General features: G+C 64.8%; 18 protein-coding genes and 1 pseudogene. 6 read left to right on the top strand and 13 right to left on the bottom strand.

Features of this window, described 5'->3' with window-relative positions; genetic code table 11:
* The first annotated feature begins 83 nt into the window (after positions 1–83).
* From BFE01S_RS27365 to BFE01S_RS44620, 4 genes and pseudogenes are all read left to right on the top strand, one after another.
* Positions 84–401: a DUF4148 domain-containing protein gene (locus BFE01S_RS27365; protein ID WP_028228243.1), complete on the top strand. Its 318-nt coding sequence runs from the start codon at positions 84–86 to the stop codon at positions 399–401.
* A gap of 228 nt (positions 402–629) precedes the next feature.
* Positions 630–896: pseudogene (locus tag BFE01S_RS43455) on the top strand (enolase C-terminal domain-like protein); the annotation flags it as partial.
* Positions 897–1,083: 187 nt separating this feature from the next.
* A complete protein-coding gene (locus BFE01S_RS40380; protein WP_042338713.1) occupies positions 1,084–1,479 on the top strand; it encodes a BPSL0067 family protein in 396 nt (131 codons plus the stop codon).
* Positions 1,473–1,910, top strand: coding sequence for an STY0301 family protein (locus BFE01S_RS44620; RefSeq protein WP_156967165.1), 438 nt, complete (start codon positions 1,473–1,475; stop codon positions 1,908–1,910). The genes BFE01S_RS40380 and BFE01S_RS44620 overlap by 7 nt, the downstream gene beginning before the upstream one ends.
* A 21-nt stretch (positions 1,911–1,931) precedes the next feature.
* Here the strand turns inward: BFE01S_RS44620 and BFE01S_RS40375 are convergent, their stop codons facing one another.
* The 10 genes from BFE01S_RS40375 to BFE01S_RS44615 all read right to left on the bottom strand — a co-directional run bounded on the left by BFE01S_RS40375 (position 1,932) and on the right by BFE01S_RS44615 (position 12,148).
* Positions 1,932–2,576 (bottom strand): DAK2 domain-containing protein, encoded by a 645-nt coding sequence (locus tag BFE01S_RS40375; protein WP_042338712.1) that lies wholly within the window; start codon positions 2,574–2,576, stop codon positions 1,932–1,934.
* A complete protein-coding gene (locus BFE01S_RS27345) occupies positions 2,573–3,601 on the bottom strand; it encodes a dihydroxyacetone kinase subunit DhaK (protein WP_028228241.1) in 1,029 nt (342 codons plus the stop codon). The genes BFE01S_RS40375 and BFE01S_RS27345 overlap by 4 nt, the downstream gene beginning before the upstream one ends.
* 59 nt (positions 3,602–3,660) lie before the next feature.
* Positions 3,661–4,662, bottom strand: coding sequence for an ABC transporter permease (locus tag BFE01S_RS27340; protein ID WP_028228240.1), 1,002 nt, complete (start codon positions 4,660–4,662; stop codon positions 3,661–3,663).
* Positions 4,659–6,284, bottom strand: a complete 1,626-nt coding sequence (locus BFE01S_RS40370; protein ID WP_245621206.1) for a sugar ABC transporter ATP-binding protein — start codon at positions 6,282–6,284, stop codon at positions 4,659–4,661. Before BFE01S_RS40370 ends, BFE01S_RS27340 begins: the two co-directional genes overlap by 4 nt.
* 63 nt (positions 6,285–6,347) lie before the next feature.
* Positions 6,348–7,484 (bottom strand): sugar ABC transporter substrate-binding protein, encoded by a 1,137-nt coding sequence (locus tag BFE01S_RS27330; RefSeq protein ID WP_028228239.1) that lies wholly within the window; start codon positions 7,482–7,484, stop codon positions 6,348–6,350.
* Positions 7,485–7,608: 124 nt separating this feature from the next.
* Positions 7,609–8,310 (bottom strand): class II aldolase/adducin family protein, encoded by a 702-nt coding sequence (locus BFE01S_RS27325; RefSeq protein WP_042338710.1) that lies wholly within the window; start codon positions 8,308–8,310, stop codon positions 7,609–7,611.
* On the bottom strand, positions 8,307–9,407 hold the full coding sequence (gene mtnA / locus BFE01S_RS27320) for an S-methyl-5-thioribose-1-phosphate isomerase (RefSeq protein WP_028228237.1): 1,101 nt from the start codon (positions 9,405–9,407) through the stop codon (positions 8,307–8,309). Before mtnA ends, BFE01S_RS27325 begins: the two co-directional genes overlap by 4 nt.
* Positions 9,408–9,513: 106 nt before the next feature.
* A complete protein-coding gene (gene mtnK / locus BFE01S_RS27315; protein ID WP_028228236.1) occupies positions 9,514–10,779 on the bottom strand; it encodes an S-methyl-5-thioribose kinase in 1,266 nt (421 codons plus the stop codon).
* Between the two features lie 26 nt (positions 10,780–10,805).
* A complete protein-coding gene (locus tag BFE01S_RS27310; protein WP_245621205.1) occupies positions 10,806–11,495 on the bottom strand; it encodes a GntR family transcriptional regulator in 690 nt (229 codons plus the stop codon).
* Positions 11,496–11,674: 179 nt separating this feature from the next.
* Positions 11,675–12,148, bottom strand: a complete 474-nt coding sequence (locus BFE01S_RS44615) for a hypothetical protein (RefSeq protein WP_156967164.1) — start codon at positions 12,146–12,148, stop codon at positions 11,675–11,677.
* A 610-nt stretch (positions 12,149–12,758) separates the two neighbouring features.
* Here BFE01S_RS44615 and BFE01S_RS27300 point away from each other — a divergent pair.
* Positions 12,759–13,016, top strand: coding sequence for a DUF4148 domain-containing protein (locus BFE01S_RS27300; protein ID WP_028228234.1), 258 nt, complete (start codon positions 12,759–12,761; stop codon positions 13,014–13,016).
* Between the two features lie 56 nt (positions 13,017–13,072).
* Here BFE01S_RS27300 and BFE01S_RS27295 read toward each other — a convergent pair whose 3' ends face one another.
* The 3 genes from BFE01S_RS27295 to BFE01S_RS27285 form a co-directional block, all read right to left on the bottom strand.
* Positions 13,073–13,507, bottom strand: a complete 435-nt coding sequence (locus BFE01S_RS27295; RefSeq protein ID WP_028228233.1) for a phosphate-starvation-inducible protein PsiE — start codon at positions 13,505–13,507, stop codon at positions 13,073–13,075.
* Between the two features lie 92 nt (positions 13,508–13,599).
* Positions 13,600–14,082 (bottom strand): MerR family transcriptional regulator, encoded by a 483-nt coding sequence (locus BFE01S_RS27290; protein ID WP_028228232.1) that lies wholly within the window; start codon positions 14,080–14,082, stop codon positions 13,600–13,602.
* A gap of 100 nt (positions 14,083–14,182) precedes the next feature.
* Positions 14,183–15,094, bottom strand: a complete 912-nt coding sequence (locus BFE01S_RS27285; protein WP_028228231.1) for a hypothetical protein — start codon at positions 15,092–15,094, stop codon at positions 14,183–14,185.
* Between the two features lie 320 nt (positions 15,095–15,414).
* Here BFE01S_RS27285 and BFE01S_RS27280 point away from each other — a divergent pair, with 320 nt between their 5' ends.
* Complete coding sequence (locus tag BFE01S_RS27280) at positions 15,415–16,245, top strand: alpha/beta fold hydrolase (protein WP_028228230.1); 831 nt, start codon at positions 15,415–15,417, stop codon at positions 16,243–16,245.
* Positions 16,246–16,251: the final 6 nt, after the last annotated feature.

Below are 16,251 nucleotides of genomic sequence, written 5' to 3'. Positions count from 1 at the left end.
AACGTCCCCGACACCTCAATTTTTATCAGGTCTTCTAACATGAATTCCGAATCCGACCGATCCACCCAACACAGGAGTCCATCATGAGCAAAGCTACCGTACTGAGCCTGACCGCTGTCTTTCTCGGCCTGAGCCTCGGTTATTCCACTGCTTCGCAGGCCGCGCCGCTCACGCCGCACGAATGCCACGCTTACCCCTTCGTGCGTTCCGGCAGCGTCACGCACCGGCAAATGGTGCGTGAACTCCGCGAACTCGAATCGGTGGGCTATCAGCCCGGCCGTATCGATGCTTACTACCCCACCGACATCGAAAAGGCCGAAGCCCGCCTTCACGCCAAATATGAGCGCGACTGCGAGGGCAATGCCAGCACGGCCAGCGTGAACGGCACGCAAGGCCTGTAATAATCTGGCCAGTGCGGTGGACTCCTGATGATCCACGCTCTGCGCCGGCACGAACAGCAGCACGAGCAGCGTGACGATAGCGGCGGCATTGACGTTGCCCGTGGCCGTGATGCAGCCCGCGCCGCCATGCTGGAGCGTGGGCAGCAACAGGGTTTCGGTGCCCGCGAACACGTCGAAGTCCGGCGACTGGAACGCGTCCAGCAACGCGCGCGTATGGGTCCAGTCGCCCGCATTGCGGCCACCGCCGCGAGCCATGGCGTGGCGATGTGCCCGCACTGGTTCCATGACGTGCATGCGCCGCTCGTGGCCGCCACGCCCAATGCGTGCTACGTCGAGTACTTCTGGGACGACCAGGTGCTGAACTTCCGCCGCCTCATCGACCGCCAGCTCACGCGCCGCAACGGGCGCATCGTGCTGCATCAAACGCCAGGGCTTGGCTTCGGCTTCGACGAAGCGGCCGTTGCGCGCTACGGCAAATGGACGGTGGTGCGCTAACCGCCTGGCCGCGCCACGCTTCGAGAAAACGCAGCCACGCGGTCGCGGCGCTCACCTGCTGCGCGGCGGTCGCGATCATCGCGGCGAGTGGAGCGCGCAGCGCTCTTTTAGGCCATTACCCATATGAACGACGAAAACTAGCAAGTACTGTTTGGCGTTTCACACGCATAGTCACGGAATAATCGAAATGAGCCACATACTGGCTAACGCGGCAGTCTACGGCGGGCGTCGCTTTCCCAATGCGAAAGGCCACACGGAATGCGTCGAGTTCGTCCGCCAAACCTTGAATGCGCCCACTACGGCGGTGTGGCGTGAGGGCACGAAAATCGTCAGGCTGGTTCCCGGCGCAACAGACCCGGTTCCGGCGGGAACGCCTATTGCCACTTTTGTGAGCGGCAAATATCCGCAGCACGGAAGCACCGGCAAACACGCCGCCATCTACCTTGGCCAGAACGACCAGGGGATTCAGGTCATGGATCAATGGAACAGCCAGAATCAGGTACGTCAGAGGACAATCTACTGGCACCCGCATTCCGGTGGGCTCAGCAACAACGGCAACGCTTTCTCGGTGATCGAATGGTGAAACGCAACTTCCTGCCGGTGGCGGTGGCGGTGGCGGTGGCAACCTCACTTGTTGCGGGTCTGATAAACCAGGCCTGCGCAGCAGAGCTGTCGTGCCCCTCGTCGATTTCAGTCAATGAGTCATTGGCTGCAGCGCTACCTGACGGCTGGACCTCTCATGTGGATACGTCGCCTCGCTATCTGCAAGGGGTAACGTTCTTCGACGATAACCCTGAAAAGAACGCAAGCCTCGCCCCGACCAGCGACAAAGCATCTTCGGGTAACGAACGGATCGCGCAGTGGCGTTTTGGATCGAGCGGGGTTCCGGTCTGGTTGGGGTGCCGGTATGAAGGCACCCACGTTATGCTGACAAGGCAACTGCCGATTTCCAGCAAGGAATGCAGGCTCGTCTATGGTCCTGGCGGCATCGTCAGGAAGCTAAGCTGCGATTAGTCACGCAGAAGCCGTTGCGCGCTACGGCAAGTGGACAGTAACGCTAACCGCCTGGCCGCGCCACGCTTCGAGAAAGCGCAGCCACGCGGTCGCGCCGGGGTCCGGGTGGCCGGCGCTGCGCTCCTGGAGCCAGCCCGCGCGCCCCTTCCTCGACTGCAGCGCGGCCGTGGCGCTCACCTGCTGCGCGGCGGTCGCGATCATCGCGTCGAGTTGCGCGCGCTCGTCGCCGCTCGCCGCTTCAAGCGTGTCGAGGCTCGGCACGAGCGCATCGAGCACGGTCTTGTCGCCCAGTTGCGCCTTGCCGCGCTCGGCGATCCGGTTGGCCAGCGCCCGGCCCATGGCAAGCGCCTCCGCTTTGCCCACTTCGTGCCGGCCCGTCACCGTTTTGGCGGCTGCCAGCAAGCCGCCGCCCACGAGTGCGGCAAAGGTCGATGGGTTCGCCGTGGAAAATGCCTTGCCCATGGCGAGCAGCACATCCGAAGCCGTGGCCTCGTCAGGCAGCTTCGCGATGGCCTCGGCGGCCGCGCGCGAGCCGGCCGATACCGTCAAGCCCAGATCGCCGTCGCCCAGGGCGGCGTCGAGTTCGCGCAGTTCCTCGGCGCAGGCTGGCATCTTGTTCAGGACTGCTATGAGGTGCACACGCAATTTCTCCACGGGCAGGCTCATCGCACACCTCCCTCGTCCACACGCCAACCCTCGCGCCAGAACGGCGAGCGCGCCGGCGCATCGAGCAGCGCATCGAGTTCTTCGTCGAGTTGCATCACGGTGATCGAGGCACCCGCCATTTCGAGGCTCGTCACATACTCGCCGAGATAGGCACGCGTAACGTGCAATCCCGCTGCTGCCACTTCGCTTGCCGCACGCCGGTACAACAAATACAGTTCTTCGAGCGGCGTAGCGCCCAGCCCATTGATAAGCAGTGCGACGCGCGATCCCGCGGCCGCGTGCAGATCGCGCAGGATCTCCTTCGCAAGCCGTTCGGCAATCGCGTCCGCGCTTTCCAGCTTGCCGCGGTGCGTGCCCGGCTCGCCGTGAATGCCGATGCCGATCTCCATCTCGCCGTCGGGCAGCGTGAACGTGGGCTTGCCTGCCGCCGGCAGGATGGTGGGCGAGAGGCCCACACCCATCGTGCGCGTCGCGCCGTTCGCCTTTGCGGCGATACGGGCCACTTCATCGAGCGTATCGCCGCGTTCCGCCGCCGCGCCCGCGCATTTGAAACCAAACACCATGCCCGCCACGCCGCGCCGCTCCGAAGCGCGTTCGGCGGGTGCCGAGGCCACGTCGTCGGCCACCGGCACGGTGCGCGTTTCGATACCGTCTGCCTCCGCGAGGTCGGCGGCAAGATCGAAGTTGAACACGTCGCCGCCGTAGTTGCCGTACAGATAGAGCACCCCCGCGCCGCCGTCCACGGCCTTCGTGGCCTCATGGATCTGCTCGGAAGAAGGCGACGAAAACACGTTGCCCACCGCCACGCCGCTCGCCAACCCCTTGCCGACATAGCCGAGAAAACCGGGCAAATGCCCCGAACCGCCGCCCGTCACGATGCCCACCTTGCCCTCGCGCGGCGCATCGGCGCGCACGAGCGCACGGCGGTCGGCCGTCACGGGCTTGAGCCAGCCCGGGTGGGCGAGCAACAGCGCGTCGATCATTTCATCGACGAAGTGGTCCGGGTGATTGATGATCTTTTTCACGTCTCGCGTCTCCAGAATCGGCGGCGTGTGCGCCGCCCGTCAGGGATGAGGCGGCGCACTCAGCGCTTGCGCCGCTGGCTGAGCGCGTCGAGCAGCACGGCGGCCAGGATCACGCCGCCCTGGATGAACTGCGTCCAGAAGGGATTGACGCCGAGCAGCGACAGCCCGACATTGATCACGCCGATCAGCACGACGCCGATGAACGTGCCGACAATCGAGCCGCGCCCGCCCGAAAGCGAAGTCCCGCCAATCACGATGCCGGCGATCACCTGCAACTCCAGGCCGTTCGCGGCCGAGGGCAGCGCGGAGTTGAGCCGCCCCGCCAGCACGATGCCCGCAATCGCGGCCGTCGCGCCGGCCAGCGTGTAGGTGAGGAAGATCACGCGGCTTACCGGAATGCCGGCGAGGCGCGCCGCCTCCTTGTTGCCGCCGACCGCGAACACCTGGTGGCCGAAAGCGGTCTTGCGCAGCAGCACGTGCCCGATCACGAACACGGCGAGCATCACGAGCATGGGCATCGGCAAGCCGCCCAGATGCTTCGCGCCGAAGGCGGTAAACACATTGGGGAAGTCGAATTTGGTGCGGCCGTCCGAAATCGCGAGCGTGAGACCGCGCCCCATCGCCATCATCGCGAGCGTGACGATGAACGGCACGAGACGCAGCCACGCAATGGCGAAGCCGTTGATCGCGCCCACCACGGCCCCCGTCACGATCGCAACGACGAGGCCCGCCAGGCCGAGACCCACGGCATCCGGGCTCGCACCGGCCATCACCGTGGCCGCCACCATGCCCGAGAGCGCCACGAGCGAGCCGACCGAAAGATCGATGCCGGAGGTGATGATGACGAAGGTGCCGCCCACGGCGGCAATGCCCACCACGGAAACCTGCACCATGATGTTGGTGAGCGTGCTGGGGGTGAGAAACTCCGGCGAAGCGATCGAGAGCCCGATGCAGATCAGCACGAGCGCCGCGATCAGCGGCCCGAGGCCGCTGCGCATCTGCCTGAATACGCGCTGCTGCAGGGTTTCCGTTTCGTTTTGCTGAACGGTGGTGGACGTCATGCTGCAACTCCGGTGGTGGCCCATTGAATGATCGTCTCCGAGTTCGCGTGCTCGCGCGCCACCTCGCCGACGATACTGCCGCGGTACATCACGAGCACGCGGTCGGACATGCCCAGCAGCTCCGGCAATTCGGAGCTCACGAGCACGACGGCGGCGCCCGCGCGCGCCATCGCGACGATATCGGCGTAGATCTCGGTCTTCGCGCCCACGTCGATGCCGCGCGTGGGCTCGTCGAGCAGGATCACGGAAGGCGACGTGGCCGTGGCGCGCCCCAGTATCACCTTCTGCTGATTGCCGCCCGAGAGATTGCCGGTCAGCTGCGTGACCGAAGGCGCGCGCACGGCGAAGCGCTCGCTCGCCTCGCGCGCGAGACGGCGCTTGCGGGCCGCGCTCACGAAGCCGCCGCGCACGAGCGCACGCAGGCTGGAGAGCGCGATGTTCTCTTCGATGCTCGCCTCCAGCACGAGCCCTTCGAGCTTGCGGTCTTCGGCGGTATAGACGATACCTGCGCGCACGCCCTGTGCAGGGGAACGCAGCGCGAGCCTGCGTCCGCGCAGCCACAGTTCGCCGCCGGTAAGCGGGAGTGCCCCGCACAGCGTCTTGAGAAGCTCCGTGCGCCCCGCCCCCGCAATCCCGCCGATCCCCACAATCTCACCCGCACGCACGCTGAAGCTCGCGTCGCGCAGCACGGGCGCGCTCGCCAGATGGCGCGCTTCGAGTACCACGTCGCCATAGGGGCGCGCTTCCCACGGATAGAACGAGTCGAGATTGCGCGCCACCATGGCCTGCACGAGCGCAGGCTCGGTCCATTCGGACATGGGTCTCGCCCCCACGGTCGCGCCGTCGCGCATCACCACGGCCGAATCGGCCAGCTCGAACACTTCTTCGAGGTGGTGCGAGATGAAGATGATGCCCATGCCCGCCGCGCGCAACCGGCGCACCACGGCGTAGAGGTGTTCGATGTCGTGGTGCTGGAGCGCCGCGGTAGGTTCGTCCATCACGAGGATGCGGGCGTCGCGCGCGAGCGCCTTCGCCACTTCCACCAGTTGACGTTTGTTCAGCGGCAGGTCGCCCACGCGCAGGGTGGGCGCCACGCCTTCCAGCCCCACCTGCGCGAGCGCCTCGCGCGCCATCGCATTGGCCTCGCGCTGCGCGAGAAAGCCATAGCGCGCGGGCATGCGGCCGAGGAAGAGATTCTCGGCCACGGTCATGTCGTTGACGAGCGAGAGCTCCTGGTAAATCACGGCCACGCCCGCGTCGATGGCCGCCTGGGTGCCGCGCCCAAGGCGCCGGCCGTCGATCTCGATCGTGCCCTCATCCGGCTCGTAGGCGCCGGAAAGCGTCTTGATGAGCGACGACTTGCCCGCGCCGTTCTCGCCGACGATCGCCATCACGTGGCCCGCATGCAGTTCGAGGCTCACGCCGCGCAGCGCCTTCGCGCCGGGAAAACTCTTCACGATGCCGCTCATGCGCAAGAGCGGCGCCGCGGCCCGTGCGGCCGCGCCTTCCGAGGCACCTTCCGCACCTTGCGCACCTGCGCCGACATGACCGCCGGCGCCGGCGCCCGTGCTGCCCTGCGCCGCGTGCTGCGCGTGCAGGGCCGAACCTGGTTCGCGTTTCATCCGTTCATCCTGAGCGCCGGCGCGCGCCGCGAGGCGCGCGCCAGACGCGTTGATCGACGCGCGTTACTGCGAGACTTCCTGCGCCCACAAGCCGTACTGCTTCACACCGTCCGAATCGATGTTGGCCTTGTCGATCAGATAGGTCGGCCATGCGTAGTTCGCCGGTACGTCCTTCTTCGCCTCGTAGTCGGTAATGAAGCTCATCGCCTTCGCCGACATGCCGATGGGATTCTGCGAAATGGTCGCGTCCTGCTTGCCCGCACGGATTGCCTGCAGCGCCTGGGCCGTGCCGTCCGCGCCGATGATCATGATGTGATCCGGAGCGCCGAGCGGCTTGTAGCGGCCTGCATTGTCGATGGCTTTTTCGGCGCCCACCGTGTTGTCGTCGTTCGCGCCGAACACCGCATCGATCTTGGGGTACTTCTGCAGGATATTGGTCATCGCGTTGAGCGACTTCTCCTGATCGAAGCCACCTTCCTGACGCGCCACGACCTTGATATCGGGATACTTGGCGATTTCATCCGAGAAGCCTTTCTCGCGGTCCGTCGCCGCCGTCGTGCCAACGAGGCCGATCAGATCGACCACGTTGCCCTTGGGCGAGCCATAGCGTTTGGTGAGCTGGTCGGCGATCCACTTGGCGCCGGTTGCGCCGAGCGCCACGTTGTCCGAGGCGACGAACGACGTCACCTTGCCGCCGTCCGAACCGCGGTCGAGCATGAACACGGGCACGTTCATCGCGTTCGCCTTCTCCACGGCGGGGATGATCGCCTTCGAGTCGATGGGGTTGAGCACGAGCGCGTTCACGCCCTGGCTCAGCAGGTTCATCGCGTCGTTGACCTGCTGCTGCGCGTCGCCATTGGCATTCGTCTGCACGAGATCGAAGCCCTGCTCTTTCGCCCCGCGCTCCACGCCATTCTTCAGGCCTACGAAGAATGCATTGTTGAGCGTGGCGATCGAAAAGCCCACCTTCAACTTGCCGCCCGCCGGTGCGGCCGCTTCCTGCGCCGGCGCGCTCGCGGGCGCGTTCGCCGCGGCCGCGCCCGAAGACGCATCGCTCGAAGAAGGCGACTCGCTCTTCGAACAGCCGCCCAGCATCGCCGCAAAGGCAAGAACCATCGCGCCCGCCGTTGCCCCCGCCTTTGCCCCAAAACGCGCACGCGGCGCGACCCATCCGTCGAAACCTGCAGAACTCCACGCCATCGCTGTCTCCTGTCTCTTGTGTGCCGTCTCGCCTGATGCGAGCCGTCTCTCGATTACCTGAGTTACCGTGTGTACCGCACATTGCTACGACTTGCCACGACTGCCCGGGCCCACGCTTCTCGTCTCACTTGCGCGGCCCGTACCCCTTGAACTTCTCGATCACTTCGCTCATCTGCGCATCGGTCAGCAGCGGCGGTTCGCCGAGCTGGCACGCCAGCAGATATTGTTTTGCCAGCACCTCGACTTCGTTCGCGAGCCACAGCGCGCGCGAAAGATCCGGGCCCAGCGCAATCACGCCATGATGGGCAAGGAGACACGCGAAGCGGTGGCGCAGCGCTTCGAGCGCGCGGTCCGAGAGCGCCTGGCTGCCGAAGATCGCATACGGCGCGCAGCGGATCGAGTTGCCGCCCGCTGCCGCCACCATGTAGTGATGGGCGGGAATGCCGCGGCCATGGATCGCAAGCGCGGTGGCCGCACTCGAATGCGTATGGACGACTGCGTTCACATCGAGCCGCGCGCTCAGAATGTCGCGATGAAAGCGCCACTCCGAGGAGGGGCGTTGCGCCTCGAACAGCGGATTGTCGTCGCGCACGTCGAGCGGCATCCAGACAATGCGCTCGCGCGTGAGATCGGCAGACGGCACGCCGCTCGGCGTAATCAGCAGCCCCTCGCACCAGCGCGCGCTCACGTTGCCCGAGGTGCCCTGATTGATGCCCAGATGCTCCATCTCGCACACCGTATCGACGATCTGCTGACGCAAGGCCGCTTCTTCGCGCACTTCGCGTGCGCGCACCGCGGCTTCGCCTGCGCGGCGCTCGCCGTTCATGCCGCTTCTCCCGCTGCTTTCTCTCCGGCCGCAAAGAGCGCCGCGAGATTGGACTCGAACGGCGCACGCACTATGCCCAGTTCCGTGACGATGCCGGTCACGAGTTCGTGCGGGGTCACGTCGAAGGCGGGATTGCGCACCTGGATGCCGGCGGGGGCGCTGCGCTGCCCGCCCAGCTGCGCCACTTCGTCGGCGCCGCGCTCCTCGATCACGATGTCCGTGCCGCGCGCGGTGCGCAGATCGAGCGTGGAGGAAGGACACGCCACGTAGAACGGAATGCCGAAGTGCTTCGCTGCAATGGCCACGCCCAGCGTGCCGATCTTGTTCGCTACGTCGCCGTTCGCGGCCACGCGGTCGGTGCCCACGATCACGAGATCGATCAAACCCTCGGCCATCAGCGCGGGCGCCATGCTGTCGGTGATCAGCGTGACGTCGAGCCCCGCCTGCTGCAACTCGTAGGCCGTCAATCGCGCGCCTTGCAGGAGCGGACGCGTTTCGTCCGCGTAGACGCGGAACGGCACGCCGTCGCGGTGCGCGCAATAGAGCGGCGCGGTGGCCGTGCCGATGCCCGTGGTCGCCAGCGCGCCCGCATTGCAGTGCGTGAGCACGCCCTTGCCCGGCGCGATCAACGCGCGCCCCTGCTCGCCAATCTGCGCGCAAAGCGCGATGTCCTCGCGATGAATGCGCATGGCTTCGGTCAGGAGTGCTTCATAAAGCACTTCGCCGTTTGCCGCCTGCTGCGCCGGCAGGCCGCGGCTGTGCGCGAGCATCCGGTCGAGCGCCCAGCGCAGATTCACCGCCGTGGGCCGCGCACTGTCCAGATACGCGGCATGCTGTTCGAGGCGCGCGAGGAACGCTTCGCGCGAAGCGCCCCGCTCCGGCTGCATCGCCACGCACAGACCGTACGCCGCGGCCACGCCGATAGCCGGCGCACCGCGCACGCGCAACTCGTGTATGGCCCGCCACACGGCTTCCACGGTGCGGGTTGCCTCGACGACGCACGCGTGGGGCAGGCGCGTCTGATCCAGCAGGAAAAGAGTGTCGTCACGCCACTCGATGGTGGGAGGGAGACTCGGTTGCGTTGGCTGCAAGGCCATGTATTCTCCGTGATGCCGGTCGATACCAGATCGGTGCCTGGATCGGCGCCCGGTGTGCGGATCGATCCGCACGGGCGCCAGCGTGTTTCAATGCGCGAACGCGCGCCTACGCTTCGATGTCCTGCGCAAGTACCGCCGCCGCGAGCGCAGTCACCGCTTCGATCGAGGCCAGTTCATGCCGGCGCACGAGCAGTGCTTCGGCAAGACGCAGGCAGCGCAGTTCCACGAGCGCGCGCACCGCGGGGTCCGCAATGCTGGTGATTTCCGCCACTTTCGCCATGCCCACGATACGGCGAATCATCTTGCAGCCGGCAAAACCCAGCGTGTCGGCAAAGAGCTGCCGCATGAAGTCCTCGCGATACGCTTCGGCCGCGCGCGTATCGGCGGGACCGCCGATAAAGGCGCGCCCCGCCTTGCGTTCGTGCATGCGCCATAGCCCCGCGAATTTTTCGGCGAAGCCGTTCCACACCTGCGCGACCTGCCCAAGCAGCCAGCGCTGATACTCGCGCGGATCGCGGCCCTTCAGCCGGTCGTGCCAGTCGCGCGCGTAGTACGCGAGCAGCAGGTTCGCAACGAACGCGCCCGTATCGAAACCGAATGGCCCGTAAAACGCAAACTCGGGATCGATCACGTAGGTCTCGCTTTCGTTCGCCATGACGGACCCCGTATGCAGGTCGCCATGCACGAGCGTTTCCGCGCGATTCATGAAAGCCCACTTCATGTCGGCCGCCGCGCGGCGCAGCGGCTCGTGCGTGCGCAACCGGTCGATGGCGCCAGCCGGCAGCGCCGGGCTGTACACGTTCGATGCGGCGTCCTCGAACGGAAACGTGAACACGAGGTCTTCGGTAATGCGGCACAGCTCGGTGTTGATGTTCGCGCGCACCGCTTCCTTCTTTTCGGCGGCCGAAAGATACAGGTCGGAGCCGTGAAAGAGCGTGCGCGCGAGAAACGTGGAGATGTGGTCGGCAAGGCGCGGGTACACGATGCCCTCGGTCAGCCCCTGGCGCAGCACGCGGTGCGACATGAGCCGCTGCATCACCATGAGGTACTTGCCGCTGTCCGCGTGAAAGACGCTCGGCACATGCTGCGGACACAGCGCGCCGAAGCGGCGCAGCGCCTCCACTTCGCGCTCCATGCGCTCGCGCGGCAGCGGCCAGCCTTCGCCCACGAGCCGCAGGAAAGGCGGCGCCTGCTTCACGACCACGCTGTGCCGCGGATCGCGCACGCTGCTCACGAAGTACACGTAGTTCAGATTGCCGTCGCCCACTTCGACGACCTGCAGGTCGGTGTCTCCCCCCAACTGCTCGCGCACGGCGGGAATGCCGCTCAGGTATGCCGCGAGCCCGGAAGCGCTGAAAGCCTCGAATTGCATCGGTTTTCCTCGACCCGAAGGTCCGTCTACCGCCGTTTGCGTACGAGATCGAACTTGAAGATGCTGGTGTTGTAGTAGTCGTTGCTGTAGCACACCGCGCGCCCCGTATCGTCGAAATCGACCTCGTCGATCAGCAGGAAGAGTCCCAGGCTCTCCTGTAGTTCGGGCAAATCGCGCGGCGTGAGCACGGTGGGCTGAATCGAGCTATGCGTGTGCGAGAGGCGGATGCCGGCGCGCTCCAGCGTGCCGAAGAGCGATTCGCCCAGCGCCTCGCCGTCGAACACCGACTTCGGCACGATGTCGATGCAGTAGGCTGCGATGGCATCGTTCGCGCGGCGCACGCGCTCCACCCGCATGCAGGGGTCGCCCACGGCAATGCCCAGCTTCTGCGCGAGATTCTCCGAAGCGGCGATCGTCTTCACCTGCAGGCGGCTCGTGGAGGGCACCGCGCCCACGCTGCGGATCATGTCGGTCACAGAGATCAGATCATCCAGACCGCCCTCCAGCTTCAGCACGACCTGTCTGACGAAGGTGCCCTTGCCTTGCACACGCGTGAGCACGCCATGCGAAATCATCTGCGCAACGGCCTCCCGCAGACTCGAGCGGCCGACGCCGAGCAGCTCGCAAAGCTCGGTTTCCGTGGGGATCTGATCGCCCGGCTTGAGCGCGCGCTCGCGTATCATCGCCAGCAGCGAATCCTGGATTCGCTCGCTCATCGACTGATCGACGCTCAGGCGCATGATGCCCCTTGGTAGCCACAATGAGCGCCAATGTACATCAGACGTCTGATGTTATCGATTCATGGTTTTCCCTGGCGCGCGCCGCACAATGGCATGCTGCAACGCCACAGGAAACGAGGGGCTATGCCGGGACGGACAAGCCCGGCGGGGCTTGCTTATTCGTGCCCTTGCCGCATGAACGGGAATGTGAATGCCTTGCCGTCGAAGCCGTAGTAGTAGGTTCCGTGGGCGGCGCTCTCGTTGCGGCTTCCGCGCACAACCAGAATGCAGCTATCGGCGCGATACGACAGCGGTTCCGTCACGTCTAGCGGCCAGTCCGAAACCGTGAAAGGTAGTGACGTCACGCGGCCTGTCTTTTTGTCGATCGCCGCCGCCATGACACAGCCTGCACCGCAACCCCAGGTGGCGAGAACATAGTGCCCCGCGAAATTGACGGGCCCACGTGCGGCGTCACGAATCGCGGTTTTGTAGTGGCGCGACTGGGCATCCCCGTATTGCAGGCGCGGCATGGATGTGTGGATGTTTTCAACCGGGACGGGGCAATCCGCGAACCGGGGGTCTGCTTCGCCGCGTGCGGCACCGGACAGCACAGCAATAAGGCTTGCGATGAGAAGGGGATGAACGCGCATGGCTCAATACCCGCGGTGATGTTGCCAAAAGTCTCTTGCAGCACGGGTCGTGTGATCGCGGTTGCAAAGGTAGCGTCTGCCGCCCGCGCACTCGTCCAGCGCATTGCGGGAGGTAGAACGACGTTCGTGGCCTTCGATTGCCATTCGGATTGGCGATTTTTCCCGGTGCCGTAGGGGTGCTTGCCGTGCAACTTGCCAACTCCAGTGATCAGTGGAAATTGAGCATACTTCCCACACACAACCACAAAGACAATGGGCCGATACCCAAAAGCAGCCATTCCGGAATTTTCGCGTGTGAATCGCAGCACGTTGTCCGCTATCAGTCTGCGTAGAGGCGGCTCGCGGCACGCCGGATAAAAAACACGAGGGAAGTATCGCAAATCCTCTGCGCGATTACATGAAAGATCCTTTATCTCCACGCCCGTTTGCGTATAAGTAACCGCTTGCGAATTTGCCGCGAATTTTTTACCTAAAGAAAGCTTAATCTCCATTGCGTTCTGCGCAACAGCCGGACTTGAGATGATAGGAGTGCGTCACATGCAAGCGGATGAAGAAAACCCGCCGCATGGCGATGCGTACTCCTCTTCAACTCGTCCCAAGGTGGCACACCATGAAACGTACTCTCGCCGCTGTTCTGCTTACCGCAACGACTGCGCTGCTCGCGGCAGGCGCCCACGCTCAAACCACCTCGCAGGGCCTGACCCGCGAGCAGGTTCGCGCCGATCTCTACCGCTCGTTCCTCAACGGCACGACGTCGGCCGACGAAAAGACCTCGTATCCGCAGGCGCCCGGCGACCGGGCTTCGGTCGCGGCACAGCGTACGCACGAAGCGCGCGTAGATCCGGCCTACTCGAACTTCGTGCAGTGACAACGCGCAAAGGCGGTACTGATGTGGCCCGCGCCGACTTCACGCTTATTTCGTACCTACTTCGCATCTTCGGCGCGACGCTCTTCGGGATTGCTCGGATACCTGGCCTGCCCGTAGCGAATCATCAGTACTCCTAGCGCGATCAGCACGATGGCGCCCGAAGACGCCAGCAGGTGAAGTTCCGAATTCGAACCCGCGCGCAGGATGAGGTCCCGTGCGATCGAGACCATCGCAATGTAGAGCGGAAAGCGCACCGGCAACTGGCCTGCCTTGAGGTATTGCCCCACCATCGCGAACACTTCGAGGTAGAGGAACATGAGCAGGAGATCGGTCAGGGTCACGCCATCCGACTGCACCATGTGCCAGATCAGGGTTCCCATGGCCGCAACGGTGCCAATGCCGATAATGAACAGGCCGAAGAGTTCGGCGAGTTCCATGGCGCGCTCGAGGCGCACCTTGATCGCCCGTTGAAGGGCATTTTCGTATTTCATTTGCAGGCTCCCCATATACACGGTTTTCGGGGGATGGTAACGCGACAGAATGTCATTCCCCTAACGGTGCAGCGAGGTGCGGCAGAATGCCCCTAGCCCGAGCGCGCCGGCCGGCGCCGGCTTGACCGGCTCAGGGTCTTGACGTCGCCCGCTGCGAGCGTCGGGCGGCCGATCTCGCCGGAGCGGATGCGCGAGAGCACCCGCTTCGCGTTGGCAGCACAATCGATTTCATCGGGCCTGGCCTCGATTTCCGCCATGAGCGCGACGAGTTGTGCCTTGCTCTGCGCGAGCCGCGCCTCCAGCGCCTCGATGTCCTGCACCTTGCGGCGCAACGTGTCGAGCAGCACGCCGTGCTGCCATTGCGCCATGTCGTGCGGCACCAGCATGCGAATTTCGTCGAGGCTGAAGCCCGCCTTCTGTGCGGCCGCGATCAGGTCGAGCACCATGACCGCTTCCGGCGGGTAGGTGCGGTAGCCGTTCGACTCCCGTTCGACCTTCAGGAGGCCAATTTCCTCGTAGAAGCGAATGCGCGACGCGGCGAGGCCCGTGCGCTCCGCCAGTTCTCCAATCTTCATGTTGCCCATGCTCCGCGATTCAGGCCGACGTTCGGCCTCGCTGCCCGGCGCAATACCCGTGCATGCCAGTGCGCTGCCGCCCTTCACCTTAACATCCCGTTCACCTTCGCGCATCGTCGAACGCCTTTAGCGGTGCCGGCAGATTCAGCACCACCTGAGCGTCCTTCACCACGTCGAAGCGAAGCGCGGTCGCGGCGCCCAGCCCGTCGAGCAACTGGCTCAGCGGGCCGCCGCCGCGCAGCAGCTTCACATTGCGCGGAAAAATGCGCTGGGCGAACGAGAGCGTATTGGTCTGAACCGAGGTCTGATGCCATTGCCCGTCGATCAGGTTGACCATGGTGGTCGTTCCCATATGCGATTGGGGCGCGACGTGGCGCATGGTCGGCAGCGGCGCGCTCAGGAGCAGATCCGGCGTGCCGTCCGGCGCATCGATACGGGCACTAACGTCGGCACCGAGTTTCAGATCGATCGCAGCGCGCCACTTGGGCAACTGGTAGCCATGTACCCCGCGCACGCGCGCAATCTCGGTGGTGACGGGCAGCGCCAGCACGTGGGCAAAGAAACTGCGCCGCCGCATGGAATCGCGCAGCTCCAGCGCAGCGGACCCGCGCGCGCCAGGCCGCCGGATCACTACCGCAACGGACACTTCATCGTACGGGTCGTTATCGCAAACCGCGTACGAGAAGAAGGTCAGCGCCACCAGCCCATAGCCCGGGAATGCCCGCAGCGGTTCGAGCGGCACGGGCAGCGCTGCCCGCAGGCGGGCGAGCGGCGCGAGCATCAACAACTGCACGTTGCTCGTGCGGTAGTAGAAGTTGGGCGCCCATGCGGGTCCGACTCTCGACTCCACAAGATGCTTCGGTATCCTTCTGAAATAGTCGATGTTGCCGGCGGCAGGATCGCGCGCCACCTCGTCGAGATTCGGGTTCATCCGGAAGCGGTCGTAGTAGCCGCCCGCGGGAACCGCCACCTTGTACGATCCGAATTCGACCTCAGTAAGCGCCCTGTCCATATTCGCCGCCCCTTTTCCGTTGATTGACCCATGCCTCGCGGCAACCGATGGTCTTCACTCTAAGGTTGAACTCAACCTGAAGGTCAAGAGCGCACGATGCGCCACGATGCAAATAGAGACTGAAACCGCGCTCATGAGGCACCTGAAAAAAATATTGACTTCAACCTTAATTTAAATTCTAGAGTGGTACGGCGTGCCGCAATGCCACGCGTAGGCTCAACGTTTTCAAACGATTCGAGCATGCCGCGCGGCGCTCACGCCATTCACCGGGGAAAACATGCCTGCCGGGTTTCCGTTGCCCCCTTACCGGAGAAGCGAACATGGGATTCGTCACAACGAAGGACGGTGTGGATATCTTCTACAAAGACTGGGGTCCGCGCGACGCGCAGGTGATCTTCTTCCATCACGGCTGGCCGCTCAGCGCCGACGACTGGGACGCCCAGATGCTCTTCTTCCTCGCGCACGGCTATCGCGTGGTGGCGCATGACCGCCGCGGGCATGGCCGCTCCACCCAGGTCTGGGACGGCCACGACATGGATCACTACGCCGACGACGTCGCCGCCGTCGTGAACCATCTGGGCGTGCAGGGCGCGGTGCACGTAGGCCATTCCACGGGCGGCGGCGAGGTCGCGCACTACATCGCGCGCCATGGCGAAGACCGCGTGGCCAAGGGCGTGCTCATCAGCGCCGTGCCGCCGTTGATGCTGAAGACCGAGGCCAATCCGGGCGGCCTCCCCAAGTCGGTTTTCGACGACCTGCAGGCCCAGCTCGCGGCGAACCGCGCGCAGTTCTATCACGACGTGCCGGCCGGACCTTTCTACGGTTACAACCGCCCGGGTGCGAAGCCGGAGGCGGGCGTTATCTGGAACTGGTGGCGCCAGGGCATGATGGGCGGCGCCAAGGCGCATTACGACGGCATTGTCGCGTTCTCCCAGACCGACTTCACCGAAGACCTGAAGCGCATCTCGATCCCCGTGCTCGTCATGCACGGCGACGACGATCAGATCGTCCCTTATGCGGACTCCGGCCCGCTCTCGGCCAAGCTGCTGAAGAACGGCACGCTCAAGACCTATGCGGGTTTCCCGCACGGCATGCCCACCACCCAGGCCGAGACGATCAACGCCGATCTGCTCGCGTTCATTCGCGGCTAACCGGCG

Origin of the sequence: Paraburkholderia ferrariae NBRC 106233, from assembly GCF_000685035.1 — a bacterium.
In the GTDB taxonomy this organism is placed as follows: domain Bacteria; phylum Pseudomonadota; class Gammaproteobacteria; order Burkholderiales; family Burkholderiaceae; genus Paraburkholderia; species Paraburkholderia ferrariae.
The sequence above is the reverse complement of the archived record's forward strand: the minus strand, read 5'-3'. Positions and strand labels throughout refer to the sequence as shown.

What these genes read in the sequence shown, in the direction of transcription:
- BFE01S_RS40375 (WP_042338712.1), bottom strand. Translation starts at nt 2,576, where the DNA reads ATGAGCCTGCCCGTGGAGAAATTGCGTGTGCACCTCATAGCAGTCCTG.
- BFE01S_RS44620 (WP_156967165.1), top strand. Translation starts at nt 1,473, where the DNA reads ATGGTGAAACGCAACTTCCTGCCGGTGGCGGTGGCGGTGGCGGTGGCA.
- BFE01S_RS27300 (WP_028228234.1), top strand. Translation starts at nt 12,759, where the DNA reads ATGAAACGTACTCTCGCCGCTGTTCTGCTTACCGCAACGACTGCGCTG.
- BFE01S_RS27340 (WP_028228240.1), bottom strand. Translation starts at nt 4,662, where the DNA reads ATGACGTCCACCACCGTTCAGCAAAACGAAACGGAAACCCTGCAGCAG.
- BFE01S_RS27290 (WP_028228232.1), bottom strand. Translation starts at nt 14,082, where the DNA reads ATGAAGATTGGAGAACTGGCGGAGCGCACGGGCCTCGCCGCGTCGCGC.
- mtnK (WP_028228236.1), bottom strand. Translation starts at nt 10,779, where the DNA reads ATGCAATTCGAGGCTTTCAGCGCTTCCGGGCTCGCGGCATACCTGAGC.
- BFE01S_RS27285 (WP_028228231.1), bottom strand. Translation starts at nt 15,094, where the DNA reads ATGGACAGGGCGCTTACTGAGGTCGAATTCGGATCGTACAAGGTGGCG.
- BFE01S_RS27310 (WP_245621205.1), bottom strand. Translation starts at nt 11,495, where the DNA reads ATGAGCGAGCGAATCCAGGATTCGCTGCTGGCGATGATACGCGAGCGC.
- BFE01S_RS27330 (WP_028228239.1), bottom strand. Translation starts at nt 7,484, where the DNA reads ATGGCGTGGAGTTCTGCAGGTTTCGACGGATGGGTCGCGCCGCGTGCG.
- BFE01S_RS27325 (WP_042338710.1), bottom strand. Translation starts at nt 8,310, where the DNA reads ATGAACGGCGAGCGCCGCGCAGGCGAAGCCGCGGTGCGCGCACGCGAA.
- mtnA (WP_028228237.1), bottom strand. Translation starts at nt 9,407, where the DNA reads ATGGCCTTGCAGCCAACGCAACCGAGTCTCCCTCCCACCATCGAGTGG.
- BFE01S_RS27295 (WP_028228233.1), bottom strand. Translation starts at nt 13,507, where the DNA reads ATGAAATACGAAAATGCCCTTCAACGGGCGATCAAGGTGCGCCTCGAG.
- BFE01S_RS40380 (WP_042338713.1), top strand. Translation starts at nt 1,084, where the DNA reads ATGAGCCACATACTGGCTAACGCGGCAGTCTACGGCGGGCGTCGCTTT.
- BFE01S_RS27280 (WP_028228230.1), top strand. Translation starts at nt 15,415, where the DNA reads ATGGGATTCGTCACAACGAAGGACGGTGTGGATATCTTCTACAAAGAC.
- BFE01S_RS44615 (WP_156967164.1), bottom strand. Translation starts at nt 12,148, where the DNA reads ATGCGCGTTCATCCCCTTCTCATCGCAAGCCTTATTGCTGTGCTGTCC.
- BFE01S_RS27365 (WP_028228243.1), top strand. Translation starts at nt 84, where the DNA reads ATGAGCAAAGCTACCGTACTGAGCCTGACCGCTGTCTTTCTCGGCCTG.
- BFE01S_RS40370 (WP_245621206.1), bottom strand. Translation starts at nt 6,284, where the DNA reads ATGAAACGCGAACCAGGTTCGGCCCTGCACGCGCAGCACGCGGCGCAG.